The sequence below is a fragment of the Streptomyces sp. CG 926 genome (assembly GCF_003148825.1).
In the GTDB taxonomy this organism is placed as follows: Bacteria; Actinomycetota; Actinomycetes; order Streptomycetales; family Streptomycetaceae; genus Streptomyces.
Genome location: NZ_QGGZ01000009.1, coordinates 120112 through 144499, shown reverse-complemented (window position 1 = coordinate 144499; position 24388 = coordinate 120112). Strand labels below are relative to the sequence as shown.

At 71.3% G+C, this 24388-nt stretch carries 23 protein-coding genes; 20 read left to right on the top strand and 3 right to left on the bottom strand.

The window, feature by feature from the left end; all coding sequences use genetic code 11:
- Positions 1 to 19: 19 nt before the first annotated feature.
- Positions 20 to 1501 (bottom strand): cytosine permease, encoded by a 1482-nt coding sequence (locus BCL76_RS24040; RefSeq protein ID WP_109781501.1) that lies wholly within the window; start codon positions 1499 to 1501, stop codon positions 20 to 22.
- A gap of 144 nt (positions 1502 to 1645) precedes the next feature.
- Here BCL76_RS24040 and ftsY point away from each other — a divergent pair, with 144 nt between their 5' ends.
- Positions 1646 to 2857: a signal recognition particle-docking protein FtsY gene (gene ftsY, locus BCL76_RS24035; RefSeq protein ID WP_030767221.1), complete on the top strand. Its 1212-nt coding sequence runs from the start codon at positions 1646 to 1648 to the stop codon at positions 2855 to 2857.
- Positions 2858 to 2937: 80 nt separating this feature from the next.
- Here ftsY and BCL76_RS24030 read toward each other — a convergent pair whose 3' ends face one another.
- Entirely contained in the window at positions 2938 to 3606 is a 669-nt protein-coding gene (locus tag BCL76_RS24030) for a bifunctional DNA primase/polymerase (protein ID WP_109781656.1), read from the bottom strand.
- Between the two features lie 419 nt (positions 3607 to 4025).
- Between BCL76_RS24030 and nsdA the strand changes: the two genes are divergently transcribed.
- The 6 genes from nsdA (at position 4026) to ftsH (ending at position 13863) form a co-directional block, all read left to right on the top strand.
- Entirely contained in the window at positions 4026 to 5516 is a 1491-nt protein-coding gene (nsdA, locus tag BCL76_RS24025) for a transcriptional repressor NsdA (protein WP_030767216.1), read from the top strand.
- 376 nt (positions 5517 to 5892) lie between these two features.
- On the top strand, positions 5893 to 7236 hold the full coding sequence (locus tag BCL76_RS24020; RefSeq protein ID WP_109781500.1) for an ammonium transporter: 1344 nt from the start codon (positions 5893 to 5895) through the stop codon (positions 7234 to 7236).
- The gene (locus BCL76_RS24015; protein WP_030009357.1) at positions 7233 to 7571 is read left to right on the top strand and encodes a P-II family nitrogen regulator; all 339 of its coding nucleotides are present in this window, start codon (positions 7233 to 7235) and stop codon (positions 7569 to 7571) included. Before BCL76_RS24020 ends, BCL76_RS24015 begins: the two co-directional genes overlap by 4 nt.
- A 17-nt stretch (positions 7572 to 7588) precedes the next feature.
- A complete protein-coding gene (locus BCL76_RS24010; RefSeq protein WP_109781499.1) occupies positions 7589 to 10015 on the top strand; it encodes a [protein-PII] uridylyltransferase in 2427 nt (808 codons plus the stop codon).
- Between the two features lie 210 nt (positions 10016 to 10225).
- Entirely contained in the window at positions 10226 to 11797 is a 1572-nt protein-coding gene (ffh, locus tag BCL76_RS24005; protein WP_109781498.1) for a signal recognition particle protein, read from the top strand.
- 92 nt (positions 11798 to 11889) lie between these two features.
- Entirely contained in the window at positions 11890 to 13863 is a 1974-nt protein-coding gene (gene ftsH, locus BCL76_RS24000) for an ATP-dependent zinc metalloprotease FtsH (RefSeq protein ID WP_109781497.1), read from the top strand.
- A 16-nt stretch (positions 13864 to 13879) separates the two neighbouring features.
- On the opposite strand, the gene BCL76_RS23995 is transcribed toward ftsH, so the two are convergent.
- On the bottom strand, positions 13880 to 14611 hold the full coding sequence (locus tag BCL76_RS23995) for a methyltransferase type 11 (protein WP_109781496.1): 732 nt from the start codon (positions 14609 to 14611) through the stop codon (positions 13880 to 13882).
- A 131-nt stretch (positions 14612 to 14742) separates the two neighbouring features.
- On the opposite strand from BCL76_RS23995, the gene proS reads away from it, so the two are divergent.
- The 13 genes from proS to BCL76_RS23930 all read left to right on the top strand — a co-directional run bounded on the left by proS (position 14743) and on the right by BCL76_RS23930 (position 24361).
- Positions 14743 to 16155 carry a proline--tRNA ligase gene (gene proS / locus BCL76_RS23990; protein ID WP_109781495.1) on the top strand — a complete coding sequence of 471 codons (1413 nt, stop codon included), beginning with the start codon at positions 14743 to 14745 and terminating at the stop codon, positions 16153 to 16155.
- 235 nt (positions 16156 to 16390) lie between these two features.
- Positions 16391 to 16987, top strand: coding sequence for a hypothetical protein (locus BCL76_RS23985; RefSeq protein ID WP_109781494.1), 597 nt, complete (start codon positions 16391 to 16393; stop codon positions 16985 to 16987).
- Between the two features lie 300 nt (positions 16988 to 17287).
- The gene (gene rpsP / locus BCL76_RS23980; RefSeq protein WP_030718491.1) at positions 17288 to 17728 is read left to right on the top strand and encodes a 30S ribosomal protein S16; all 441 of its coding nucleotides are present in this window, start codon (positions 17288 to 17290) and stop codon (positions 17726 to 17728) included.
- Positions 17729 to 17730: 2 nt separating this feature from the next.
- Positions 17731 to 17970 (top strand): RNA-binding protein, encoded by a 240-nt coding sequence (locus BCL76_RS23975; protein WP_030011889.1) that lies wholly within the window; start codon positions 17731 to 17733, stop codon positions 17968 to 17970.
- A 139-nt stretch (positions 17971 to 18109) separates the two neighbouring features.
- The gene (gene rimM, locus BCL76_RS23970) at positions 18110 to 18706 is read left to right on the top strand and encodes a ribosome maturation factor RimM (protein ID WP_109781493.1); all 597 of its coding nucleotides are present in this window, start codon (positions 18110 to 18112) and stop codon (positions 18704 to 18706) included.
- On the top strand, positions 18706 to 19527 hold the full coding sequence (trmD, locus tag BCL76_RS23965) for a tRNA (guanosine(37)-N1)-methyltransferase TrmD (RefSeq protein WP_109781492.1): 822 nt from the start codon (positions 18706 to 18708) through the stop codon (positions 19525 to 19527). Before rimM ends, trmD begins: the two co-directional genes overlap by 1 nt.
- A gap of 133 nt (positions 19528 to 19660) precedes the next feature.
- On the top strand, positions 19661 to 20011 hold the full coding sequence (rplS, locus tag BCL76_RS23960; RefSeq protein ID WP_030011886.1) for a 50S ribosomal protein L19: 351 nt from the start codon (positions 19661 to 19663) through the stop codon (positions 20009 to 20011).
- Between the two features lie 44 nt (positions 20012 to 20055).
- Positions 20056 to 20793: a signal peptidase I gene (gene lepB, locus BCL76_RS23955; protein WP_109781491.1), complete on the top strand. Its 738-nt coding sequence runs from the start codon at positions 20056 to 20058 to the stop codon at positions 20791 to 20793.
- A complete protein-coding gene (gene lepB / locus BCL76_RS23950; protein WP_109781490.1) occupies positions 20786 to 21661 on the top strand; it encodes a signal peptidase I in 876 nt (291 codons plus the stop codon). The genes lepB (BCL76_RS23955) and lepB (BCL76_RS23950) overlap by 8 nt, the downstream gene beginning before the upstream one ends.
- A gap of 112 nt (positions 21662 to 21773) precedes the next feature.
- On the top strand, positions 21774 to 22673 hold the full coding sequence (lepB, locus tag BCL76_RS23945) for a signal peptidase I (RefSeq protein WP_109781655.1): 900 nt from the start codon (positions 21774 to 21776) through the stop codon (positions 22671 to 22673).
- 45 nt (positions 22674 to 22718) lie between these two features.
- Entirely contained in the window at positions 22719 to 23501 is a 783-nt protein-coding gene (gene lepB / locus BCL76_RS23940) for a signal peptidase I (protein WP_109781489.1), read from the top strand.
- On the top strand, positions 23491 to 23997 hold the full coding sequence (locus tag BCL76_RS23935; protein WP_109781488.1) for an NUDIX hydrolase: 507 nt from the start codon (positions 23491 to 23493) through the stop codon (positions 23995 to 23997). Before lepB (BCL76_RS23940) ends, BCL76_RS23935 begins: the two co-directional genes overlap by 11 nt.
- Before the next feature lie 55 nt (positions 23998 to 24052).
- Positions 24053 to 24361: a DUF2469 domain-containing protein gene (locus BCL76_RS23930; protein WP_005311352.1), complete on the top strand. Its 309-nt coding sequence runs from the start codon at positions 24053 to 24055 to the stop codon at positions 24359 to 24361.
- Positions 24362 to 24388: the final 27 nt, after the last annotated feature.

Sequence of the window (24388 nt, the reverse complement as noted above, 5' to 3'; positions counted from 1 at the left end):
GACGTTAGCTGACGTTGCGTCAGTTGGACAGGGATCCGGCGGGCGCGGACTCGTCCTCGGGCGCGCGCCCGGCCCGCGCCGGGTCGGCGGCCGGATCGACCGCCGTGGTGCGCGGCAGTACGGCGTACAGCACGCCGGAGGTCACGATGCCGGCCACCCAGCCCAGGCCGTTGCGGCCGATCCAGGTCCCGGCGAGCGGCCCGGCGAACCAGTCGACCTCGGTGAACAGCAGCCCCACCAGCAGCGCGAGGGCCCAGGCGGTCATCGCCTGCCAGGCGAAGCCGCCCTTGTACCAGTAGGCGCTGGTCCGCGTGGTGTCCAGCAGCGCGGGGCCGTCGTAGCCCGTGCGGCGCAGCATGTCCACGCCGAAGACGCCGATCCACGCGGAGAAGGCCACGGCGAGCAGGGTCAGGAAGGAGATGAACGAGCCGAAGAAGCTGGTCGCGACCACCATCAGCAGGAAGCCGAAGACCAGGCTGATGAGCGCGTTGACGCTCACCGCGGCGGCCCGCGGCACCTTGATCCCCAGGGTCTGCGCGGTGAAGCCGGCCGAGTACATGGACATCGAGTTGATCAGCAGCATGCCGACGACCGCGATGAGCAGGTACGGGACCGCGATCCAGGTCGGGAGCAGCTCACCGATGAAGGACACCGGGTCCTGCGCCGAGGCCAGGTCCGGGGTACCGACGGCCATGACCGCGCCCATCAGGACCATCGGGAGCACGACCACGCCGGCGCCGCCGATCGTCGCGCCGACCATGCCCTTGGAGGAGGCGGTGCGCGGCAGGTAGCGGGTGAAGTCGGGGCCCGAGGGCACCCAGCTGATCCCGCCGGCCGCGATCGTGCCGATGCCCGCGATCATCATCGCGCTGGAGCCGGCCGGCTTGCCGAAGACGGCGGACCAGTCGGTGGTGAAGAGCAGGTACCCGAGGACGAGCACGCTGAAGGCGCCGAAGAGGTACGTGGACCACGTGGAGCAGACGCGCAGCGCGTTGATGCCCAGTCCCGAGACCACGAAGGTGCAGCCCACGAAGAACAGCAGGGTGACGACGATGAGCGGGGTGCTGCTGCGGACCCCGAACAGCAGGTCCAGCACGGTCAGCACGGCGTAGGCGCCGCTGACCGCGTTGATGGTCTCCCAGCCCCAGCGGGCCACCCAGATCAGGGCGCCGGGGAAGAGGTTGCCGCGCTGCCCGAACACCGCCCGGGAGAGGGCCATACCGGGGGCGCCGCCCCGCTTGCCCGCGATGGATATCAGGCCGACGAGCCCGTACGAGACGACCGGCGCGGTGACCGCGACGACGAGCACCTGCCAGATGTTGAGCTTGTTGAAGATCACCAGCCCCGCACCCATGGTCAGCAGCAGCACGCTGATGTTGGCGGCGACCCAGGTGGGGACGAGCTCGCGGACCCGGCCGGTGCGCTCGTCGTCCGGGACGGGTTCCAGGCCGCGGGTCTCGATCGCGGTTTCGGCCGCGGGCTCGGCGGGCTCGGCAGGCATGGGGGTGCTCCGTCGGGGAGGTTGTGAGGGGAAGTCGTTCATCATCCTGGATGTACTGCTAAAAGCACAAACGGAGGCTTACGTCCTGGTCCGCGCGCCCGGGTTCCCGGCTGCGGCCCGGCCGTGGCAGATACTGGGGGGGTTATGGACATCCTCATCCTTGCTGTAGTCATCGCCCTGGTCGCGGTCGGTGTGATCAGCGGGCTCGTGGTCAGCAGCCGCAAGAAGAAGCAGCTGCCGCCGCCGGCACCGCCGAGCACGCCGACCATCACTGCCCCGCCTGCCGAGCCGCAGGTGGGGGAGGACGCCGTAGAGACGGCGGAAGAGCCGCGCCGCACGATCGAGGAGGTCGGGCTCCCGGAGGCCGAGGCCCCCGCCCCGGCGCCGGTGATCGAGCCCGAGGCCCCGGCCGCGCCCGAGATCGAGGTGCCCGAGCCCACCGCCGGGCGCCTGGTCCGGCTGCGGGCCCGCCTCGCCCGGTCGCAGAACTCCCTCGGCAAGGGGCTGCTCACGCTGCTCTCCCGGGAGCACCTCGACGAGGACACCTGGGAGGAGATCGAGGAGACGCTCCTCGTCGCCGACGTCGGTGTCGTACCGACCCAGGAGCTCGTCGACCGGCTTCGCGAGCGGGTCAAGGTGCTCGGCACCCGGACCCCGGCGGACCTGCGCGCCCTGCTCAAGGAGGAACTGCTGACCCTGGTCGGCACCGACCTCGACCGCGTCGTGAAGACGGAGAGCGGCGAGGACACCCCCGGGGTGATCATGGTCGTCGGTGTCAACGGCACCGGTAAGACCACCACCACCGGCAAGCTGGCCCGGGTGCTCGTCGCCGACGGTCGCAGCGTGGTGCTCGGCGCGGCCGACACCTTCCGCGCCGCCGCCGCAGACCAGCTCCAGACCTGGGGCGAGCGCGTCGGCGCCCGTACCGTCCGCGGTCCCGAGGGCGGCGACCCGGCCTCGATCGCCTACGACGCGGTCAAGGAGGGCATCGCCGAGGGTGCCGACGTGGTGCTCATCGACACCGCCGGTCGTCTGCACACCAAGACCGGTCTGATGGACGAGCTCGGCAAGGTCAAGCGGGTCGTGGAGAAGCACGGTCCGCTCGACGAGATCCTGCTGGTCCTGGACGCCACCACCGGGCAGAACGGCCTGACCCAGGCCCGTGTCTTCGCCGAGGTCGTGGACATCACCGGCATCGTGCTGACCAAGCTCGACGGCACCGCCAAGGGCGGCATCGTCATCGCCGTCCAGCGCGAGCTGGGCGTACCGGTCAAGCTCATCGGCCTCGGTGAGGGTCCGGACGACCTGGCGCCCTTCGTGCCGGAGGCGTTCGTGGACGCCCTGATCGGCGACTGAGAGCGACCCCCACGGACACCCGTGCCCCCGCGTTCCGGCCGGAACGCGGGGGCACCGTCATGCGCGCCTTCGGTGCGCCGCTACCGGCGCAGGCGGTGGCAGATGTAGGCGAGGGTCCCCAGCAACAGCCTGGCCTGCGGCGGCCCACCGGCGGAGTCGAGCGCGGGCGGCCGCAGCCAGCCGACCTGGCCGAGCCCGCCGCGGTCGGAGGGCGGGGCCGTCACGAAGGCGCCGTGGCCCAGGGCGCGCAGGTCGAGATCGGCGTCGTCCCAGCCCATCCGGTACAGCAGCTGCGGCAGTTCGGCCGCGGCCCCCGGCGCCACGAAGAACTGCGCGCGGCCGTCGGCGGTGACGATGACCGGGCCGAGCGGCAGGCCCATCCGCTCCAGCCGCACCAGCGCGCGTCGGCCGGCCTCCGCGGAGACCTCGATGACGTCGAAGGAACGGCCCACGGGGAGCAGCACGGCGGCGCCCGGGTACTCGCTCCAGGCCGCGGTGACCTCGTCCAGGGTGGCCCCGGCCGGGACCGTGGGGGCGAACGCCAGGGGGTGTGCCCCGGGTTCGGGACACTCGCCGTCCCCGCAGGAACAGTCACGGGCGGGCGCCGCGGCGCGGGCGCCTGGGACCACGTCCCAGCCCCACAGCCCGGTGCACTCCGCCACCGCCGTGCACTCCGAGGTCCGGCCGCGACGCCGGGTGCCGGAGCGGAACTCCTTGGTGCTGCGGCTGCCGCCGATCGTGAAGCCCATGCCCATGCCCCCTCCAACGGGTCGGACGTGCCGGTGGTTACGAAGCCGGTGCGACGAGCTCGGCGGGACCTCTGCCGGCAGCCCCGCCGCGGGGTGTCCTCCGAGGCTGCCCGGCGCACTCCTCGCCGCGCGCGCCCCGAACGCACTCCAGTCCAACCGATCCGTTTTCACCTCGTGTCAAGTGAATCGCGCCTGGCGGGTGGCTAGTTCATTCGAAGGGGTGGCGAATGGTGGCGTTTCTGGAAACGGCCTCGCCGCAGGGGTGATCGTAGGATTACTTTCGGTACACGAAACCGAAGGCGACCCATCCGTGGGTATGCCGGAGGCAATATGTGAAGGACCTGTGAAGGTCCCTGGCGGCGCCCGGCGTCCCGGCCAAGGTTTCGTGTGGAAGATGCTGAGCGGATGGGGGCGTTCCAGTGAGCGGCAACGGCGCAAGCGGAACGATCGAGGATGCTGCTGCGCGCAACGACCAGCTGACCTCGTGGTTCGTCCGCAGCGGCTGGTCCAAGGGCGAGCTCGCCCGGCAGGTCAACCGCCGGGCGCGCCAGATGGGTGCCCACCACATCAGTACGGACACCTCCCGGGTGCGCCGCTGGCTCGACGGTGAACAGCCCCGCGAGCCCGTTCCGCGCATCCTGTCCGAGCTGTTCTCCGAGCGCTTCGGCTCCGTCGTCGCCATCGAGCAGCTCGGCCTGCGCACCGCCCACCAGACCCCGTCCGTCTCCGGGGTCGACCTGCCCTGGGCGGGTCCGCAGACCGTCGAACTCCTCGGCGAGTTCTCCCGCAGCGACCTGATGCTGGCGCGCCGCGGCTTCCTCGGGACCTCGCTCGCCCTCTCCGCCGGCCCCGCCCTCATCGAGCCCATGCAGCGCTGGCTCGTCCCGGCCCCGGCCGCCGACCCGGGACCGCGCGGGGCGGGGCCGACGGGGGCCCTCGGCGGCCACCGCCCGCCCCGGCTCTCCGAACCGGAGCTCGACCTCCTCGACGCCACCACCGTCATGTTCCGCCAGTGGGACGCCCAGTGCGGCGGCGGACTGCGCCGCAAGGCTGTCGTGGGCCAGCTCCACGAGGTCACCGACCTGCTCCAGGAGAACCACCCGGCCCCGGTCATGAAGCGGCTCTTCAAGGTCGCCGCCGAACTGGCCGAACTGGCCGGCTGGATGAGCTACGACATCGGCCTGCACCCCACCGCGCAGAAGTACTTCGTACTCGCGCTGCACGCCGCCAAGGAGGCCGGCGACAAGCCCCTCGGCTCGTACATCCTCTCCGGCATGAGCCGCCAGATGATCCACCTGGGACGGCCCGAGGACGCGCTGGAACTGGTCCACCTCGCGCAGTACGGCAGCCGCGACTGCGCCGGCCCGCGCACCCAGGCCATGCTGTATGCGATGGAGGCCCGCGCCTACGCCAACATGGGCCAGCCCAGCCGCTGCAAGCGGGCCGTGCGGATGGCCGAGGACACCTTCTCCGACGTCGGTTTCGCGGGCGAGCCCGAACCCGACTGGATCCGCTTCTTCTCCGAGGCCGAGCTCAACGGCGAGAACTCCCACTCGTACCGGGACCTGGCCTACGTGGCCGGGCGCAGCCCCATGTACGCCTCCCTCGCCGAGCCCGTCATGGAGCGGGCCGTCGAGCTCTTCGAGAAGGACGAGGAGCACCAGCGTTCCTACGCCCTCAACCTCATCGGCATGGCCACCGTGCACCTGCTCCAGCGCGAGCCCGAGCAGGCCGCGACCCTCGTCGACCGAGCCCTCGACGTGGCGGGAAAGGTGCGGTCCGAACGGGTGAACACCCGCTTGCGCAAGACCGTGGACACCGCCGCCCGTGAGTACGGCGACGTCGCCGAGGTGGTCCGGCTCACCGACCACCTCGCCTCCCGGCTCCCCGAAGCGGCGGAGGCCGTCTGACGGCCCGAGCGGCCGCCCCCAAGGCCCCGGCCGCGGCAGTCACCCCGTGAAGCCCGATCAGGCTCCCCCAGCCAGGACATCCGGGTCACTGCCGCGGCCGGCCCCTCTACGTCGCTGAACCGCGGCCGCTCTCGCGGCTGTGGTCGATCGCCGTCGTGGTTCCTCGATCGACGGCCCGGGCGTTCATCGCGTCGTAACAACCCGGACGCCTTCGTCATCGTGGCGAAACACCGAGCGGCGCCGCCGGAAACCGGCCTGCGCGAATCTCAGGGTCATTAACCGGCCGGCCTCCCCAGCCGGGCCGGACCCCCCTTTTACGCCGCTCAGGTTTTCACGATCGCCCGCACGCGACCGTACCGACGACGAGGAGACGCCGATGGCATCAGCCATCACGACCCTCGCGGCAGACGCCCCGACGCTGTCTGCCGCGAACACCGGGTTCATGCTCATCTGCTCCGCCCTGGTCATGCTGATGACCCCGGGACTCGCCTTCTTCTACGGAGGCATGGTCCGCGTCAAGAGCAGCCTCAACATGCTGATGATGAGCTTCATCAGCCTCGGGATCGTCACGATCCTGTGGGTCCTCTACGGCTTCAGCCTCGCCTTCGGCACCGACTCCGGCTCCCTCATCGGCTGGAACTCCGACTACGTCGGCCTCAGCGGCATCGGGATCACCGAGCTCTGGGACGGCTACACCATCCCGGTCTACGTCTTCGCCGTCTTCCAGCTCATGTTCGCCGTGATCACCCCGGCCCTGATCAGCGGTGCGCTCGCCGACCGCGTGAAGTTCGGCGCCTGGGTCCTGTTCACCGCCCTGTGGGTCACCGTCGTCTACTTCCCCGTCGCCCACTGGGTCTGGGGCGCCGGCGGCTGGCTCTTCGAGCTCGGCGTCATCGACTTCGCGGGCGGTACCGCCGTCCACATCAACGCCGGCGCCGCCGCCCTCGGCGTGATCCTGGTCATCGGCAAGCGCGTCGGCTTCAAGAAGGACCCGATGCGCCCGCACAGCCTCCCGCTCGTGATGCTCGGCGCCGGCCTCCTGTGGTTCGGCTGGTTCGGCTTCAACGCGGGCTCCTGGCTCGGCAACGACGACGGCGTCGGCGCGGTCATGTTCGTCAACACCCAGGTCGCCACCGCCGCCGCCATGCTCGCCTGGCTCGGCTACGAGAAGCTGCGCCACGGCTCCTTCACCACCCTGGGCGCCGCCTCCGGCGCGGTCGCCGGCCTGGTCGCGATCACCCCCTCGGGCGGTGCGGTCAGCCCGCTCGGCGCGATCGCCGTCGGCGCCATCGCCGGTCTGCTGTGCGCCATGGCCGTCGGCCTGAAGTACAAGTTCGGCTACGACGACTCCCTCGACGTGATCGGCGTCCACCTGGTCGGCGGTGTCGTCGGCTCCCTGCTCGTCGGCCTCTTCGCCACCGGCGGGGTCCAGTCCGACGCGGCCGGCCTCTTCTACGGCGGCGGTCTGGAACAGCTCGGCAAGCAGGCCATCGGCGTCTTCGCCGTCCTCGCCTACTCTCTGGTGGCATCGGCGCTGCTCGCCTTCCTCCTCGACAAGACGATCGGGATGCGGGTGTCCGAGGACGACGAGGTCGCCGGCATCGACCAGGTCGAGCACGCCGAGACGGCCTACGACTTCAGCGGAGCCGGCGGCGGAGCCGCCTCGCGGAGCACCGCTGCCCCCACCCCCTCCGCCGCGAGCAAGAAGGTTGACGCATGAAGCTGATCACCGCGATCGTCAAGCCGCACAAGCTGGACGAGATCAAGGAAGCCCTCCAGGCCTTCGGAGTACAGGGACTCACCGTCACCGAGGCCAGCGGCTACGGCCGCCAGCGCGGCCACACCGAGGTCTACCGCGGTGCCGAGTACCAGGTCGACCTCGTCCCCAAGATCCGCATCGAGGTACTGGTCGACGACTCCGACGCCGAGGAACTGATCCGGGTGATCGTCAGCGCGGCGGCCACCGGCAAGATCGGTGACGGCAAGGTGTGGAGCGTCCCCGTGGACTCGGTCGTACGGGTCCGCACCGGCGAGCGCGGCGCCGACGCGCTCTAGCGGACAGGAGCTCCCGGGTGACGAGCGTCGAAGAGAACACCGACCACACGGCCGACTCGGGACCCGGCGGATACGCCGCGGCCCGGCTGCGACTCCTCCAGGAGGAGTCGCGGTCCGGGCCTTCGCGCCGTTCCGCCCTCGCCGGGCTGACCGACGAATGGCTGAACGCCCTGTTCACGACCGCCGTACGGGAGACGGGTGTGCGCGGTGCCACGCTCGTGGCCGTCGGCGGTTACGGGCGCGCCGAACTCTCCCCACGCAGCGACCTCGACCTGGTGCTGCTGCACGACGGCAAGGCCGAGCCGCAGGCGCTGAGCGCGCTCGCCGACCGCCTCTGGTACCCCGTGTGGGACCTCGGCCTGGCCCTCGACCACTCCGTACGGACCCCCGGCGAGGCCCGCCGGACCGCCGCTGAGGACCTCAAGGTCCACCTCGGCCTGCTGGACGCCCGCACCGTCGCCGGTGACGCCGGACTCCTCGCCGGCCTGCGCACCTCCGTACTGGCCGACTGGCGCAACCAGGCGGCCGAAAGGCTTCCGGAACTGCACTCCCTGTGCCGCGAGCGGGCCGAGCGGGCCGGGGAACTGCGCTTCCTCCTCGAACCCGACCTCAAGGAGGCCCGCGGGGGCCTGCGCGACGCCACCGCGCTGCGCGCGGTCGCCGCGTCCTGGCTGGCCGACGCCCCGCGCGAGGGCCTCGCCGAGGCCCGGCGGCGCCTGCTCGACACCCGGGACGCCCTGCACCTGGTCACCGGCCGGGCCACCGACCGGCTCTCCCTCCAGGAACAGGACCAGGTCGCCGCCCGGCTCGGACTCCTCGACGCGGACGCGCTGCTGCGCGAGGTGTACGAGGCCGCGCGCGTCGTCGCCTACGCCGGCGACGTGACCTGGCGGGAGGTCGGCCGCGTCCTACGGGCCCGCGCCGCCCGGCCCAGGCTCCGCGGACTGCTGGGCAGCCGCGGCGACCGGGTGCCGCCGCGGGCCCCCCTGGCCGAAGGCGTGGTCGAGTCCGACGGCGAGGCCGTACTGGCCCTGGCCGCACGCCCCGACCGCGATCCCGTCCTCGCCCTGCGGTTCGCCGCGGCCGCCGCGCAGGCGGGTCTGCCCGTCTCCCTGCACGCCGTACGCCGACTCGCGGCGCAGGGCAAACCGCTCCCGGTGCCCTGGCCGGCCGAGGCCCGCGAGCAGCTGCTCACCTTGCTGGGGTCGGGGGAGCCGACGGTGGCCGTGTGGGAGGCCCTGGAGGCCGAGGGCCTGATCACCCGGCTGCTCCCGGACTGGGAGCGGGTGCGCTGCCGCCCCCAGCGCAATCCCGTGCACACCTGGACCGTGGACCGGCACCTGATCGAGACGGCGGTACGGGCCTCCGCCCTCACCCGCCGGGTCGGCCGCCCCGACCTGCTGCTGATGGCCGCGCTCCTGCACGACATCGGCAAGGGCTGGCCGGGCGACCACTCGGTGGCCGGCGAGACCATCGCCCGCGACGTCGCCGCCCGCGTCGGCTTCGACCCGCACGACGTCGCCGTCCTCGGGGCGCTCGTACGGCACCACCTGCTGCTGATCGACACCGCCACCCGGCGCGACCTGGACGACCCGGCCACGGTCCGCTCGGTCGCCGAGGCCGTGGGCTCGGTGGGGACCCTGGAGATACTGCACGCCCTGACCGAGGCGGACGCCCTCGCCACCGGGCCGGCCGCGTGGAGCGCCTGGCGGGGATCGCTCGTGGCGGACCTCGTCGGGCGGGTTGCCGCCGTCCTGCGCGGCACGACCCCGGCGGCCGGCGAACCGGAGATCCCGACCACCGAACAGGAACGCCTGGCCGTGGAGGCCCTGCGCACCGGGGAGCCGGTCCTGGCGCTCCAGACCCGCCAGGAGGAGGACGCGGTCGGCGTGGACCTCGTCGTCGCCGTCCCCGACCAGCCGGGGGTCCTGCCGGCGGTGGCCGGGGTCCTGGCTCTGCACCGGCTCACCGTACGGGCGGCCGACCTGCGCTCCACGGAGCTCCCGGACCGGCTGGGCGAGGCCTTGGTGCTGAGCTGGCGGGTGGCCGCGGAGTACGGCGCGCTGCCGGAGGCCGCCCGGCTCCGTACCGACCTGGTCCGCGCCCTGGACGGCTCGCTGGACGTCCCGGCGAAACTGGCCGACCGCGAGGCGGCCTACCCGCGCCGGCGCGGGGTGGTCCCGCCGCCGCCCCGGGTCACGGTGGTCCCGGACGTCTCCGCCCTGGCCACGGTCCTGGAAGTACGCGCGCCGGACGCCGTGGGCCTGCTGCACCGGATCGGCCGGGCGCTGGAGTCCCGGGGCGTCCGGGTCCGTAGCGCGCACGTCTCCACGCTGGGTGCGAACGCGGTGGACACGCTGTACGTGACCACCCCCGAGGGCAAGCCCCTGGACCCCACGGAGGCGACGGCGCTGGCCACCGCGGTGGCGGCCGCCCTGTCCTAGGCCGTCTCTTTCGGATCTTGCCGGGCGTCGCGGGCCCGACAAGATCCGGAAGAGACGGCCTAGGCCGGATCGGGCCGGGCCGCCCCGGCGGGGGAGGCCGCCGCGGACGGTGGTCGGAGCACCGATGCCGGGCAGGTCCCCGGATGGGGGAAGGGGCGGATACCCTGGGGGACGACCACAACGCCCCCGACCCGAGGAATCGCGACCACCGTGTTCGATACGCTCTCCGACCGCTTGGCGAATACCTTCAAGGGCCTGCGCGGCAAAGGCCGGCTGTCCGAGGCTGACATCGACTCCGCGGCCCGGGAAATCCGTATCGCGCTCCTCGAGGCCGACGTCGCCCTTCCGGTCGTCCGCTCCTTCATCGCGAACGTCAAGGAACGCGCGCGCGGTGAAGAGGTCAGCAAGGCCCTGAACCCGGGCCAGCAGGTCCTGAAGATCGTCAACGACGAACTCGTCACGATCCTCGGCGGCGAGACCCGGCGGCTGCGGTTCGCCAAGACCGCCCCCACCGTGATCATGCTGGCCGGTCTCCAGGGTGCCGGTAAGACCACCCTCGCCGGAAAGCTCGGTCTCTGGCTGAAGGGGCAGGGCCACGCCCCGCTGCTGGTCGCGTGCGACCTCCAGCGCCCCAACGCCGTCAACCAGCTGAGCGTCGTCGCCGAGCGCGCCGGCGTGGCCGTGTACGCGCCCCAGCCCGGCAACGGCGTCGGCGACCCGGTCCAGGTCGCGAAGGACTCCGTCGAGTACGCGCGGACCAAGCAGTTCGACATCGTCATCGTCGACACCGCCGGCCGCCTCGGTATCGACTCCGAGCTGATGCAGCAGGCCGCGGACATCCGCGACGCCGTCAGCCCCGACGAGATCCTCTTCGTCGTCGACGCCATGATCGGCCAGGACGCGGTCAACACCGCGGAGGCCTTCCGCGACGGCGTCGGCTTCGACGGCGTCGTGCTCTCCAAGCTCGACGGTGACGCCCGAGGCGGTGCCGCGCTCTCCATCGCGCACGTCACCGGCAAGCAGATCATGTTCGCCTCGAACGGCGAGAAGCTCGACGAGTTCGACGCGTTCCACCCCGACCGCATGGCGGGCCGGATCCTCGACATGGGTGACATGCTCACCCTCATCGAGCAGGCCGAGAAGACCTTCTCGCAGGCCGAGGCCGAGAAGATGGCGGCCAAGCTCGCCAAGGGTCCCAAGGAATTCACGCTCGACGACTTCCTGGCCCAGATGGAGCAGGTCCGCAAGATGGGCTCCATCTCCAAGCTGCTCGGCATGCTGCCCGGCATGGGGCAGATCAAGGACCAGATCAACAACATCGACGAGCGTGACGTCGACCGCATGGCCGCGATCATCAAGTCGATGACCCCGGGCGAGCGCCAGGACCCGACGATCATCAACGGCTCGCGCCGTGCCCGTATCGCCAAGGGTTCCGGTGCCGAGGTCAGCGCGGTCAAGTCGCTGGTCGAGCGGTTCTTCGACGCCCGCAAGATGATGTCCCGCATGGCCCAGGGCGGCGGCATGCCGGGCATGCCCGGCATCCCCGGGATGGGCGGCGGCCCCGGCCGGCAGAAGAAGCAGGTCAAGCAGGCCAAGGGCAAGCGCAAGAGCGGTAACCCGATGAAGCGCAAGGAAGAGGAGGCCGCGGCCGCGGCCCGCCGCGAGCAGGGCCCGCAGGCGATCGAGCCCGCACCCGGCGGCAACCCCTTCGGCCTTCCGGCGGGCGGCCAGAACGGCGGGGACTTCGACCTGCCGGACGAGTTCAAGAAGTTCATGAAGTAGCACCCGCGCAGGTGGGTGAGGAGGGCCCCGGCCGTGTTCGCACGGTCGGGGCCCGCTGCTTTCTGCTGGAGCGGGCGTCCGATTCATCCCTTATGGTCGGCCGGGAGGATGGCAGAAGGAGGCGCCCCGTGCCCAGCCCCACCCCCGTACCTCCCCGCGACAGGGCCGACACGCCGTGGCGCTCGGAAGGCGCACCGCCCGCCGCTCCGCCGAAGCGGCGGATGCCCGGCGGCTGGCGGGGGCTGATCCTCACCGCGCTGATCGTCTACCTGCTGGCCAACCTGGTGCTCTCCTTCTTCAACGAGGGGGACGGGCCGACGATCTCGTACACCGAGTTCAGCAAGCAGGTCGCCGCCGGCAACGTCTCGAAGATCTACTCCAAGGGCGACGCCATCCAGGGCGAGCTCAAGGCGAAGCAGCCGCTGCCCGACGGCGACAAGGGCGACTACACCCAATTCGTCACCCAGCGACCGGCCTTCGCCGACGACGCGCTGTGGGCCGAGCTCACCAAGCAGAACGTCACCGTCACCGCCTCCCCGGTCGTCGTACAGCGCAGCTTCCTCGCCAACCTGCTGCTCTCCCTCGCCCCGATGCTGCTGCTGGTCCTCCTGTGGGTGGTCATCGCCCGCCGGATGGGCTCCGGGGCGGGCGGCATGGGGGCGCTGGGTCGCAAGGCCCCGCCCAAGCCGGTGGAGCTGGAGACGGGGTCCCGCCGCACCACCTTCGAGGACGTGGCGGGGATCGACGAGGTCGAGGGGGAGCTCAACGACGTCGTCGACTTCCTCAAGAATCCGCAGGAGTACCGGAAGATGGGCGCCCGGATGCCCGGCGGAGTACTGCTCTCCGGTCCACCCGGCACCGGCAAGACCCTGCTGGCGCGGGCGGTCGCGGGCGAGGCCGGGGTGCCCTTCTTCTCCGCGTCCGCCTCCGAGTTCATCGAGATGATCGTCGGGGTCGGCGCCTCCCGGGTGCGCGAACTGTTCGCCGAGGCTCGCAAGGTGGCCCCCGCCATCATCTTCATCGACGAGATCGACACCATCGGGCGGGCCCGCGGCGGCGGCAACGCCATGGGCGGCCACGACGAACGCGAACAGACCCTCAACCAGATCCTCACCGAGATGGACGGCTTCTCCGGCTCGGAGGGCGTGATCGTCCTCGCGGCCACCAACCGCGCCGACGTGCTGGACCCGGCGCTCACCCGCCCCGGCCGGTTCGACCGCATGGTGGTCGTCTCCCCGCCCGACCGGATCGGCCGCGAGGCCATCCTGCGCATCCACACCCGCGAGATCCCGCTCGCCGAGGGCGTCGACCTGGGACACGTGGCCCGCACCACCCCCGGGATGACCGGAGCGGACCTGGCCAACCTCGCGAACGAGGCCGCGCTGCTGGCCGTCAAACGCCGGCAGACGCAGGTGACCCGGGCGGACCTGTCGGACGCCCTGGAGAAGGTCCAACTGGGCGCCGAGCGCCCCCTGGTCATGCCGGAGGAGGAGCGCCGCCGCACCGCCTACCACGAGAGCGGCCACGCCCTGCTGGGCATGCTCCAGCCGGGCGCCGACCCGGTACGCAAGATCACGATCGTGCCGCGCGGCCGCGCGCTGGGCGTCACCCTCTCGACCCCGGACGCGGACCGGTACGCCTACACCGAGCCGTACCTGCGCGGCCGCATCATCGGCGCGCTCGGCGGCATGGCGGCGGAGCACGTCGTCTACGACGTCATCACCACCGGCGCCGAGAACGACCTGGAGCAGGTGACCAACATCGTCCGCGGCATGGTCGGCCGCTGGGGCATGAGCGAACGGATCGGCCGCCTCACCGCGATCCCCTCCGACGGACAGGGCCCCTACGGACTCTCCGCCGCCCCCGCCACCCTCGACGCGGTCGACCACGAGATGCGACGCATCGTGGACGAGTGCTACCTGGAGGCCTGCCGCCTGCTGCGCGATCACCGGCCTCAGCTGGACGCCCTCGCGCAGGCCCTCCTCGCCAACGAGACCTTGGACGAACCGGCCGCCTACGCCGCCGCCGGCATCGCGCGGCTGACGAAGGGGCACGGCACCGACTGAGGACCGGCGGCGACCGTCAGTCCGTCCGGGCGATCACGTACCGGAAGATGTTCGGCAGCCACACGGCGCCGTCCGGTCGCTCGAACGGGTGAAGCGCCTCGGCCAGCTCCTTCTCCGCCAGCACGGAATCGACCGGCTCGAAAGGCGCGGCGCCGGCCGCCCCGGTGGAGCCGGTGCCCGCAGCGGGGTAGAGCCCGGTCGACAGCAATCCGCGCACCGCGCTGTCCACGTCCGCGTACCCGAACGGGCAGAACACCCGCCCGGAACCGTCCGGTCGGAGCCCGGCCCGCTCCACCAGCGCGTCCAGGTCCCGCGGCGCGGGTCCGCCGCCGAGCACCGAAGGCACCGTGCAGCGCTCCGCCGGGCCCCAGTCGGCCAGCACCACCGCCCCACCGCGGCGGACCGCGGGCAGGGCCGCGGCCAGCGCCTCGGGGGCGGGGGAGAAGGCGAACAGGGCGTCGTACGGACGCGGCGGTGGCGGCGGTCCCGGCGGGGACGCCAAGACCTCCAGCAGCCGCTCACGGGCCAGGGCCCGCCGGGCCGGATCCGCCTCCACGCCGGTGGCCACGGCTCCCCGCCCGGCCGCCAGCAGCAGGGCCAGGCCGGCCCCGCAGTCCAGGCCGAGCAGCCGGTCTCCCGGCCCGACCTCCAACCGGTCGTAGACCGCCTCGTACAGCGGTACCAGCATCCGTTCCTGGATTTCCGCCCAGTCCCGGGCGACGAGCGTCGCCGTCGGCGTCGGTGTCATCGAAAGAGCGCTCCTGATTCCGTCTCGCCCCCTTGCCCCCGTTGCCAGAGAACTCCCCATTCGCCCCCGCGTCCAGAGGAGCGCGGCACCCGATTCACGCATCGTGTGCCGGGCGCCGTACGATTCGCGGCATGGCAAAGGCACCCGTTCTCACCCCGCAGGCGGAGGATTTCCCCCGCTGGTACCAGGATCTGATCAACAAGGCCGAGCTGGCCGACAACGGTCCGGTCCGAGGCACCATGGTCATCCGACCGTACGGCTACGGCCTGTGGGAGCGGATGCAGCAGGAGATGGACGCGCGCATCAAGGACGCGGGCGCCCAGAACGCGTACTTCCCGCTGTTCATCCCGCAGTCGTACCTGACGAAGGAAGCCGAGCACGTCGAGGGCTTCGCCCCCGAGCTCGCGGTCGTCACGCACGGCGGCGGCAAGGAGCTGGAAGAGCCGGTCGTCGTCCGGCCCACCTCCGAGACGATCATCAACGACTACTTCTCCAAGTGGGTCCAGAGCTACCGCGACCTGCCCCTGCTGATCAACCAGTGGGCCAACGTGGTCCGCTGGGAGATGCGCCCGCGCGTGTTCCTCCGTACGAGCGAGTTCCTCTGGCAGGAGGGCCACACCGCCCACGCCACCTACGAGGACGCCCGCGACTACGCCGCCCGCATCCACACGGACGTCTACGGCGACTTCATGACGAACGTGCTCGGCATCGACGTCGTGCTCGGCCGCAAGACCGCCAAGGAGCGCTTCGCCGGCGCCATCAACACCCTCACCCTCGAGGGCATGATGGGCGACGGCAAGGCCCTGCAGCTGGGTACGAGCCACGAGCTCGGCACCAACTTCGCCAAGGCCTTCAACACCCAGTACCTGTCGAAGGAAGGCAAGCAGGAGCTTGTCTGGCAGACCTCGTGGGGCGTCTCGACCCGCATGGTCGGTGGCCTGATCATGTCCCACGGCGACGACAACGGCCTGCGGGTTCCGCCGCGCCTCGCGCACGTCCAGGTGGTCGTCATGGCGATCAAGGGCGACGAGGCCGTGGCCAAGGTCCGCGAGCTGGGCGCCCAGCTGAAGGCCGCCGGCCTGCGGGTGCAGGTCGACGACCGCGTCGACACCCCCTTCGGCCGCCGCGCCGTGGACTGGGAGCTCAAGGGCGTACCGGTCCGCATCGAGATCGGCCCCCGCGACCTGGAGGCCGGCACCGCGATGCTGGCCCGCCGGATCCCGGGCGGCAAGACCCCCGTGCAGATCGACGCCCTCGCCGACCTGCTGCCCAAGGTGCTGGACGAGGACCAGGCGCAGCTGCTGCGCGAGTCCCGCGAGCGCCGGCTGGCCCGTACGTCCGACGTCGTGACCATCGGGGAGGCCGCCGAGGCCGCCATCGCCGGTGGCTGGGCGCGGATCCCGTGGGCGGACCTCGGTCCCGAGGGCGAGGCGAAGCTGGCCGAGCAGGCCGTCTCCGTGCGCTGCCTGATCGCCGAGGACGGGTCGGTCCCGGAGGCGGACGACGCCCCCGGTACGCTCGCGATCGTCGCGCGTTCGTACTGATCGGGCCCACCGGCTCGGGTGCCCCGGCGTGCGGCTCGTGCCGCGCGCCGGGGCCGGTTCATATCGGCCGCCCGGCTCCACCTGGTCGACTTGGTCGACGTTACGTACCGACTCCTCCTGAGATCGGCGCACCCGTCCTCGTCGGGACGCATGAGTGTGAACTGACTGGTACGTGCAAAAAATTTGGAATGGCCCGGAATCGGAACACCCGGGCACCTCGGCTCGTTGTCACGACGTGAGCACGACACCACCTGTTCTCGCCGCAGAGCTGGCGCAGGCGTGGGCCGATATTCAGCGGTACCACCCCGAGCTGCCTGACCTTGCCGCGCCCGAGTCCCTGATCGGAGAGTCCTCGTCCGCCTGCGGCGCCGAGCTCTCCTTCGAGCGACTGCTGCACGAGGCAGTCCACGGCATCGCCGCCGCCCGCGGTGTCCGTGACACCTCGCGCGCCGGCCGCTACCACAACCGTAGATTCCTCGCGATCGCCGAGGAAATGGGGCTGGACCACGCCGAGGAGCCACACGCGAGCAGCGGCTTCTCCCTGGTCACGCTCAATCCGGAGGCGAAGCGGCGCTACCGGCCCACCATCGAGCGGCTGCAGCGCGCGCTGAAGGCACACACGGCCGCGACCACGGCCGACACCAAGCGCAGCTTCCGCGGACCGGCCGCCCGGCACGGTTCCTCCGGCGGCGGCGTGCGCGTCAAGGCGGTCTGCGACTGCGGGCGCAACGTCCGGGTCGTCCCCTCCGTGCTGGCCCAGGCGCCGATCGTGTGCGGCGGCTGCATGAAGCCCTTCCGGATCCCCGACGTGGCCATCGCGGCGGCCTCCTGACCGCCTTCCCCGTCGCCGCCGGGGCCACCGCCCCGCGGCGAACCGGGCGCCGGGCCGTCGCCCCCACCGGGGCGGCCGCGGCGCACGCGCGGGGACCCCGCCCGCCTTCCTGGGTGAGCCCGGGTCCTACCCGCCCGGCCGAGCGCGCCACAGGCGTATGGCACAATGGCTAGCTGTACTCGACAGTCGCATAGGACCCCTCTCTCCTCCGGCTGACGCGTCCATCGGGCACCCGAGTACCGCAACCCCACGTGGCATCTCATGTGCCCAACCACGTCAAGTTCAGGAGACACCACTCCAGTGGCAGTCAAGATCAAGCTCAAGCGCCTCGGCAAGATTCGCCAGCCGCACTACCGCATCGTCGTCGCCGACGCCCGCACCCGCCGGGACGGTCGCGCGATCGAAGAGATCGGTATCTACCACCCGACCTACAACCCGTCGCGCATCGAGGTCAACGCCGAGCGTGCGCAGTACTGGCTGTCCGTCGGCGCCCAGCCCACCGAGGCTGTGCTCGCCATCCTGAAGCTGACCGGTGACTGGCAGGCCCACAAGGGTCTCCCCGCCCCCGCGCCGCTCCTGCAGCCGGCGACGAAGGAGAGCAAGCGTCGCTCCTTCGACGAGTTCGCCAAGGCCCTCGAGGGCATCGGCGAGGGCAAGGGCGAGGCCATCACGCAGAAGGCGAAGAAGGCCGACAAGAAGGCGGACGAGGCTGAGGCCACCGCCGAGTCGACCGAGGCCTGAGCATGCTCGAGGAGGCTCTTGAGCACCTCGTGAAGGGCATTGTGGACAACCCCGACGAAGTGCAGGTCGCCTCGCGCAACCTGCGCCGCGGGCAGGTGCTCGAGGTCCGGGTCCACCCGGATGACCTCGGCAAGGTGATCGGCCGTAACGGCCGCACCGCACGTGCCCTGCGTACCGTCGTGGGCGCCATCGGCGGCCGGGGGATCCGCGTCGACCTCGTCGACGTGGACCAGGTCCGCTGAGCAGTTTGATTCACCGGCACGGGCCGGGGAGGGCGTTGGTTGCCCGCCCCGGCCCGTGCTGTTTCTGCCCCTGGGTTCTGCCCCCGGGCAGGAGCGACCATCGATGTGAGCAACCACGCCGCAGTAAGGGAAGAGCACAGTGGAGTTGGTAGTCGCGCGGATCGGCCGCGCCCACGGCATCAAGGGTGAGGTCACCGTCGAGGTGCGCACCGACGAGCCGGAGCTGCGACTGAGTCCCGGCGCCGTGCTCAAGACGGAGCCCGCGACGGCGGGACCGCTGACGATCGAGACCGGCCGCGTGCACAGCGGACGGCTGCTGCTCCGCTTCGCGGGCGTCAAGGACCGCACCGGGGCCGAGGCGCTGCGCAACATCCTCCTGATCGCCGAGGTGGACCCGACGGAGCTCCCGGAGGAGCCCGACGAGTACTACGACCACCAGCTGATGGACCTGGACGTGGTGCTGGAGGACGGCACCGAGATCGGCCGGATCACCGAGATCTCCCACCTGCCCTCGCAGGACCTCTTCATCGTCGAGCGGCCGGACGGCACCGAGGTGATGATCCCCTTCGTGGAGGACATCGTCGCCGAGATCGACCTGGAGGAGCAGCGGTGCGTCATCACCCCGCCGCCGGGTCTGATCGACGAGCGTGACGCCGTCGTCGTCTCCGCCCGGGACGAGGACGCCGCGGCGTCCGGCGACGCCAAGGACGCCACGGACTCCGAGGGCGACGCCTGATGCGTCTGGACGTCGTCACGATCTTCCCCGAGTACCTGGAGCCGTTGAACGTCTCCCTCGTCGGCAAGGCCCGCGCCCGCGGGCAGCTCGACGTACACGTGCACGACCTGCGGGAGTGGACGTACGACCGGCACAACACGGTGGACGACACCCCGTACGGCGGCGGTCCCGGCATGGTCATGAAGACCGAGCCGTGGGGCGAGGCCCTGGACTCCGCGCTGGCCGACGGCTACGAGGCGGGCGCGCACGGCCCCGTCATGGTCGTCCCCACCCCCAGCGGCCGGCCCTTCACCCAGGAACTGGCCGTCGAGCTCTCCGAGCGGCCCTGGCTGATCTTCACCCCGGCCCGGTACGAGGGCATCGACCGCCGGGTCATGGACGAGTACGCCACGCGGATGCCGGTGTACGAGGTCTCCATCGGCGACTACGTGCTGGCGGGCGGCGAGGCCGCCGTACTGGTGGTCACCGAGGCCGTGGCCCGGCTGCTGCCCGGGGTGCTGGGCAATGCCGAGTCGCACCGCGACGACTCCTTCGCGCCGGGCGAGATGGCGAACCTCCTGGAGGGGCCCGTCTACACCAAGCCCCCGGTGTGGCGTGGCCGGGACATCCCCGAGGTGCTGCTCAGCGGGCACCACGGGAAGATCGCCCGCTGGCGCCGGGACGAGGCCTTCCGCCGGACCGCGCAGAACCGCCCCGACCTGATCGAGCGCTGCGAGGCCGCCGGCTTCGACAAGAAGGACCGGGAGATCCTCTCCGTCCTGGGCTGGCAGCCGTCCGCGGACGGCCGATTTTGGCGCAGGGCCGAGGCCGTGGAAGAATAGGCGGCTGCTGTGTGCTCGCGGGCGCCCCTGCCACAGGGGGACCGTCGTCCGCCGGGTCCCGCAGCTCCCGAATTCTCTACGGAAACCCGCATCGGCGACCTGTGGCGTCATGCGAAGAAAGCAGACGAAGAACATGTCTCACCTGCTCGACGGCGTCAACGCCGCCACGCTCCGCTCGGACGTCCCGGCCTTCCGCCCGGGTGACACGATCAACGTGCACGTCCGCGTGATCGAGGGCAACCGCTCCCGTATCCAGCAGTTCAAGGGCGTAGTCATCCGCCGCCAGGGTGCCGGTGTCTCCGAGACCTTCACCGTGCGCAAGGTCTCCTTCAGCGTCGGCGTGGAGCGTACCTTCCCGGTCCACTCCCCGATCTTCGAGAAGATCGAGCTCGTCACCCGCGGTGACGTTCGCCGCGCCAAGCTGTACTACCTCCGTGAGCTCCGCGGCAAGGCCGCGAAGATCAAGGAGAAGCGCGACCGCTGAGGTAACTCCCGGAGTCCGGAGGCGGCCGGATAGGCTCGCCCTTGATGGACACCGAAGCACCTCACAAGCAGCGCGGCCACTCGTCCCCCGAACAGGGGGACGGGCGGCCGCGTTTTGCGTTCCCCCGGCGAGGCCGAACGGCCGGTGGGCGACCCCTGACCTGGCGCCGCGCCGGGGTGCTCGGTGTGCTCTGCACCGTCTTCCTGTTGCTGTTCAGCAATTTCGTGGTGCAGCCCTTCCTGATCCCGAGCCGCTCGATGGAGCCGACGCTCCAGGTCGGGGACCGGGTACTGGTCAACAAGCTGGCGTACCGGTTCGGCGAACAGCCGCGCCGCGGGGACGTGGTGGTCTTCGACGGCACGGGCTCCTTCGTACGCGAACGCCCCGACGGCAACCCGGTCGGCACGGTGCTGCACGGCGCGGCCTCGGCACTCGGGCTGGCCGAGCCGTCCGACACCGACTTCGTGAAGCGGGTCGTGGGGGTCGGCGGTGACGACGTGGTGTGCTGCGACGCCGGCGGGCGGGTCGCGGTCAACGGCGTGCCGCTGACGGAGCCGTACCTGCACTCCGGAGACGCGCCCTCGGCGGTGCCCTTCCGGATCGTCGTACCTCTTGGGACCCTGTGGGTCATGGGTGATCATCGTTCCCAGTCCCGGGACTCCCGGGACCACCTGGGGGAGCCGGGCGGGGGGATGGTGCCGGTGGACAAGGTGATCGGGCGGGCCGACTGGATCGGCTGGCCGCTCTCGCGCTGGGAACCCGTAGGCGGCGGCCATGGGTAGCCGCGGGCGTTCCAAGGGCGGACGGGACTGGGATTTCGAGCCCGAACCCGAGCCGGAGCCCGCACCGAGGCCGATCTCCCTCGGCAGGGTGGAGGGCGGCCGGGCCGAACGGCGCCGGACGGCCCGCAAGGTGCGCCGGCGCCGCCGCACGCGCCGGGCCGGCGAGGTGCCGCTGCTGGTGGTCGTGGCGCTGTGCATAGCCCTGCTCCTCAAGACCTTCATGGTGCAGGCCTTCTTCATCCCGTCGGGCTCGATGGAGCAGACGATCCGGATCGGTGACCGGGTCCTGGTGGACAAGTTGACGCCGTGGTTCGGCTCCGAGGTCGAGCGCGGCGACATCGTCGTGTTCAAGGACCCCGGCGGCTGGCTCAAGGGCGAGGCGGCCCGTCCGCCCAAGGACCCGATCGTGGTCAAGCAGATCAAGCAGGCCCTGACCTTCATCGGACTGCTGCCCTCGGCCGACGAGCAGGACCTGATCAAGCGGGTCATCGGCGTCGGCGGGGACACCGTCAAGTGCTGTGACAGCCGTGGCCGGGTCACCGTCAACGGAGCGCCCCTCGATGAGCCGTACGTGAACCCGGGCAACACGCCTTCGGACATCCCGTTCGAGGTACAGGTGCCGGAGGGCCGGCTCTTCGTGATGGGTGACCACCGGGCGAACTCGTCCGATTCCCGCTTCCACCTCGACGAGGGCTTCCAGGGCACGATCCCCCTGAGTGGGGTGGTCGGAGAGGCTGTCGTGATCGCCTGGCCGCACGGGCACTGGACCCGGCTGGAGCAGCCGGCGACCTTCCGGATGGTTCCCGATCAGGCGCGGCGCGAGGGACGCGGTCGACGACGGCGCCGTCGGGGCTCACCGTTCGCATAGTGTGTCCTCGGTCTCCCGCGCCTTAGGGAACTCCCGCTCGTTAAGGGAGGGGAGGGCCTGTGTCGCATTCGGCGCGGGCGGCAATCGCGAGTGAGGAGTGGATGTGGGGGACGTGGCGGTAGGCGCACGGTCCGGACGCGACGAAGGCGAGGAGCGGCCGGACGACGCCGTCAAGCGCGAGACCGAGGAGGACGGCGATGCCAAGGAGCACGCGCAGCGGTCCTTCTGGAAGGAGCTGCCGCTCCTCATCGGTATCGCCCTGCTGCTGGCCCTGCTGATCAAGACGTTCCTGCTCCAGGCGTTCTCGATCCCGTCCGCGTCTATGCAGAACACCCTGCAGATGGGCGACCGGGTACTGGTCGACAAGCTGACCCCGTGGTTCGGTTCCGAGCCGGAGCGCGGTGAGGTCGTCGTCTTCCACGACCCCGCGGACTGGCTGTCCGGGCAGCCCACTCCCGAGCCGAACATCTTCCAGCAGGTGCTCAGCAAGATCGGCCTGATGCCGGACGCCTCCGAGAAGGACCTGATCAAGCGGGTCATCGCGATCGGCGGGGACACGGTCGAGTGCAAGAAGGGGGGACCGGTCGTCGTCAACGGCAAGGAGCTGGACGAGCCGTACATCTACCCCGGCAACACCCCCTGCGACGACCTCCCGTTCGGCCCGATCACCGTGCCCAAGGGCAAAGTTTGGGTCATGGGTGACCACCGGCAGAACTCCGAGGACTCCCGCTACCACCAGCAGGACTCCACCAAGGGCTTCGTCCCGGTGGACAAGGTCGTCGGGCGGGCCGTGGTGGTCGCGTGGCCGGTCACCCGCTGGGCCACCCTGCCGGTTCCGGACACCTTCGACCAGCCGGGCATCGGCAACCAGGCCGCGGCGACCGCGCTCGGTCTCGGTGCCGCCGGGCTGGCCCCGGTCGGGCTCGGCCCGGCCGCGCTGGGGCTCGTGGGAGCGGTCCCGCTGGTCATGTGGCGCAGGCGGAAGCTGACCAGCGGCCGTACCGACGGGTAGGGTGCCGCCCAGGTCGACGATCCCGAAGTGTGTGGGGGCGCTGCAATGGGCGGAACAGAAGCAATACGCGGTGGCAAGGATGGCCGCGGCGGTCTCGGCAACGTGCTGTCGGGAATCGCCGTGGCCATCGGCTTTGCGCTCTTCCTGGGCGGCTTCGTGTGGGGGGCGGTCGTCTACCGGCCCTACACGGTCCCCACCGATTCGATGATGCCCACGGTGCGACCCGGGGACCGGGTGCTGGCGGAGCGCATCGACGGCGCCGACGTGCGCCGCGGGGACGTGGTCATCTTCACCGATTCCCAATGGAGCGACTCCCCCATGGTCAAGAGGGTCGTCGGCATTGGCGGCGACGTCGTGAAGTGCTGCGGCGCGGCTGGCGAGCTGACGGTCGACGGCGTCCCGCTGGACGAGCCCTACGCCGACACCAGCAAGCCGGAATCGGGCCTGGAGATGCCCCCCGGACAGGCCGCGCCCTCCGGGACCCCCTTCGAGGTGACCGTCCCCGAGGGCAACCTCTTCCTGCTGGGTGACCGGCGGGCCTCCTCCCTGGACTCCCGGGCCCATCTGCAGGAGGCCGGGCAGGGGACCGTGTCCCGGTCGGCCGTCGGCGCCCGCGTCGACGCCCTGGCCTGGCCCGACATGACGATGCTGGAGCGGCCGGCCACGTACGAGGCCCTGCCCGGCGGGATCTCGCGGCCCGGGCCGCTGCGGCTCCAGCTGCTGGCCGTGCTGGTCGGAGCCGTCCTGGTGGCCGTGGGCGGCGTGTACGGTCCGGTGGCCCGGGTCCTGGGGCGCGGACGACGGCGGGAGCCGACCGGTGTCCGCTGACCCGGCCGCAGGGCCCGGCCGCCGGAAGGTGTCGCGGGTGATCCTGCTGGACCCGGCGGACCGGATCCTGCTGCTGCACGGCTTCGAGCCGGCCGACCCGAGCGACGACTGGTGGTTCACCCCCGGCGGCGGACTGGAGGGGAGCGAGAGCCGGGAGCAGGCCGCACTGCGCGAGCTGGCGGAGGAGACCGGGATCACCGAGGTGGAGCTCGGCCCGGTGCTCTGGCACCGCTACTGCTCCTTCCCCTTCGACGGGCGCCGCTGGGAACAGGACGAGTGGTACTTCCTCGCCCGGACCACCCGCACCGAGACCGAGATGAGCGGCCTCACCGAGCTGGAACGGCGCAGCGTCACCGGAGCGCGGTGGTGGACCTCCGAGGAACTTCTGGCGGCCCATGAGACGGTGTACCCGACCAGACTCGCCGAGCTGCTCCGTACGCTGCTCGACGACGGTCCTCCGGGTGAGCCGGTGGTCCTGGCCCCGGAAATCGTTTAGGGGCGCAGGGGCCTGGCGCACAATAGGGGGACGCACGGCTGAAGGGGAACATGCCATGAGTGCCGAGGACCTCGAAAAGTACGAGACCGAGATGGAGCTGAAGCTCTATCGGGAGTACCGCGACGTCGTCGGGCTGTTCAAGTATGTGATCGAGACGGAACGCCGTTTCTACCTCACGAACGACTACGAGATGCAGGTGCATTCGGTTCAGGGAGAGGTGTTCTTCGAGGTCTCCATGGCCGATGCCTGGGTCTGGGACATGTACCGGCCGGCCCGCTTCGTGAAGCAGGTCCGAGTACTGACCTTCAAGGACGTGAACATCGAGGAGCTCAACAAGAGCGACCTCGAACTGCCCGGCAGCTGAGGGCCGCCGTCGGCCGGACCGCCTCAC

What these genes read in the sequence shown, in the direction of transcription:
- BCL76_RS24040 (WP_109781501.1), bottom strand. Translation starts at nt 1,501, where the DNA reads ATGCCTGCCGAGCCCGCCGAGCCCGCGGCCGAAACCGCGATCGAGACC.
- ftsY (WP_030767221.1), top strand. Translation starts at nt 1,646, where the DNA reads ATGGACATCCTCATCCTTGCTGTAGTCATCGCCCTGGTCGCGGTCGGT.
- BCL76_RS24030 (WP_109781656.1), bottom strand. Translation starts at nt 3,606, where the DNA reads ATGGGCTTCACGATCGGCGGCAGCCGCAGCACCAAGGAGTTCCGCTCC.
- BCL76_RS24020 (WP_109781500.1), top strand. Translation starts at nt 5,893, where the DNA reads ATGGCATCAGCCATCACGACCCTCGCGGCAGACGCCCCGACGCTGTCT.
- BCL76_RS24015 (WP_030009357.1), top strand. Translation starts at nt 7,233, where the DNA reads ATGAAGCTGATCACCGCGATCGTCAAGCCGCACAAGCTGGACGAGATC.
- ftsH (WP_109781497.1), top strand. Translation starts at nt 11,890, where the DNA reads ATGGTCGGCCGGGAGGATGGCAGAAGGAGGCGCCCCGTGCCCAGCCCC.
- BCL76_RS23995 (WP_109781496.1), bottom strand. Translation starts at nt 14,611, where the DNA reads ATGACACCGACGCCGACGGCGACGCTCGTCGCCCGGGACTGGGCGGAA.
- proS (WP_109781495.1), top strand. Translation starts at nt 14,743, where the DNA reads ATGGCAAAGGCACCCGTTCTCACCCCGCAGGCGGAGGATTTCCCCCGC.
- BCL76_RS23975 (WP_030011889.1), top strand. Translation starts at nt 17,731, where the DNA reads ATGCTCGAGGAGGCTCTTGAGCACCTCGTGAAGGGCATTGTGGACAAC.
- trmD (WP_109781492.1), top strand. Translation starts at nt 18,706, where the DNA reads ATGCGTCTGGACGTCGTCACGATCTTCCCCGAGTACCTGGAGCCGTTG.
- rplS (WP_030011886.1), top strand. Translation starts at nt 19,661, where the DNA reads ATGTCTCACCTGCTCGACGGCGTCAACGCCGCCACGCTCCGCTCGGAC.
- lepB (WP_109781491.1), top strand. Translation starts at nt 20,056, where the DNA reads ATGGACACCGAAGCACCTCACAAGCAGCGCGGCCACTCGTCCCCCGAA.
- lepB (WP_109781490.1), top strand. Translation starts at nt 20,786, where the DNA reads ATGGGTAGCCGCGGGCGTTCCAAGGGCGGACGGGACTGGGATTTCGAG.
- lepB (WP_109781489.1), top strand. Translation starts at nt 22,719, where the DNA reads ATGGGCGGAACAGAAGCAATACGCGGTGGCAAGGATGGCCGCGGCGGT.
- BCL76_RS23930 (WP_005311352.1), top strand. Translation starts at nt 24,053, where the DNA reads ATGAGTGCCGAGGACCTCGAAAAGTACGAGACCGAGATGGAGCTGAAG.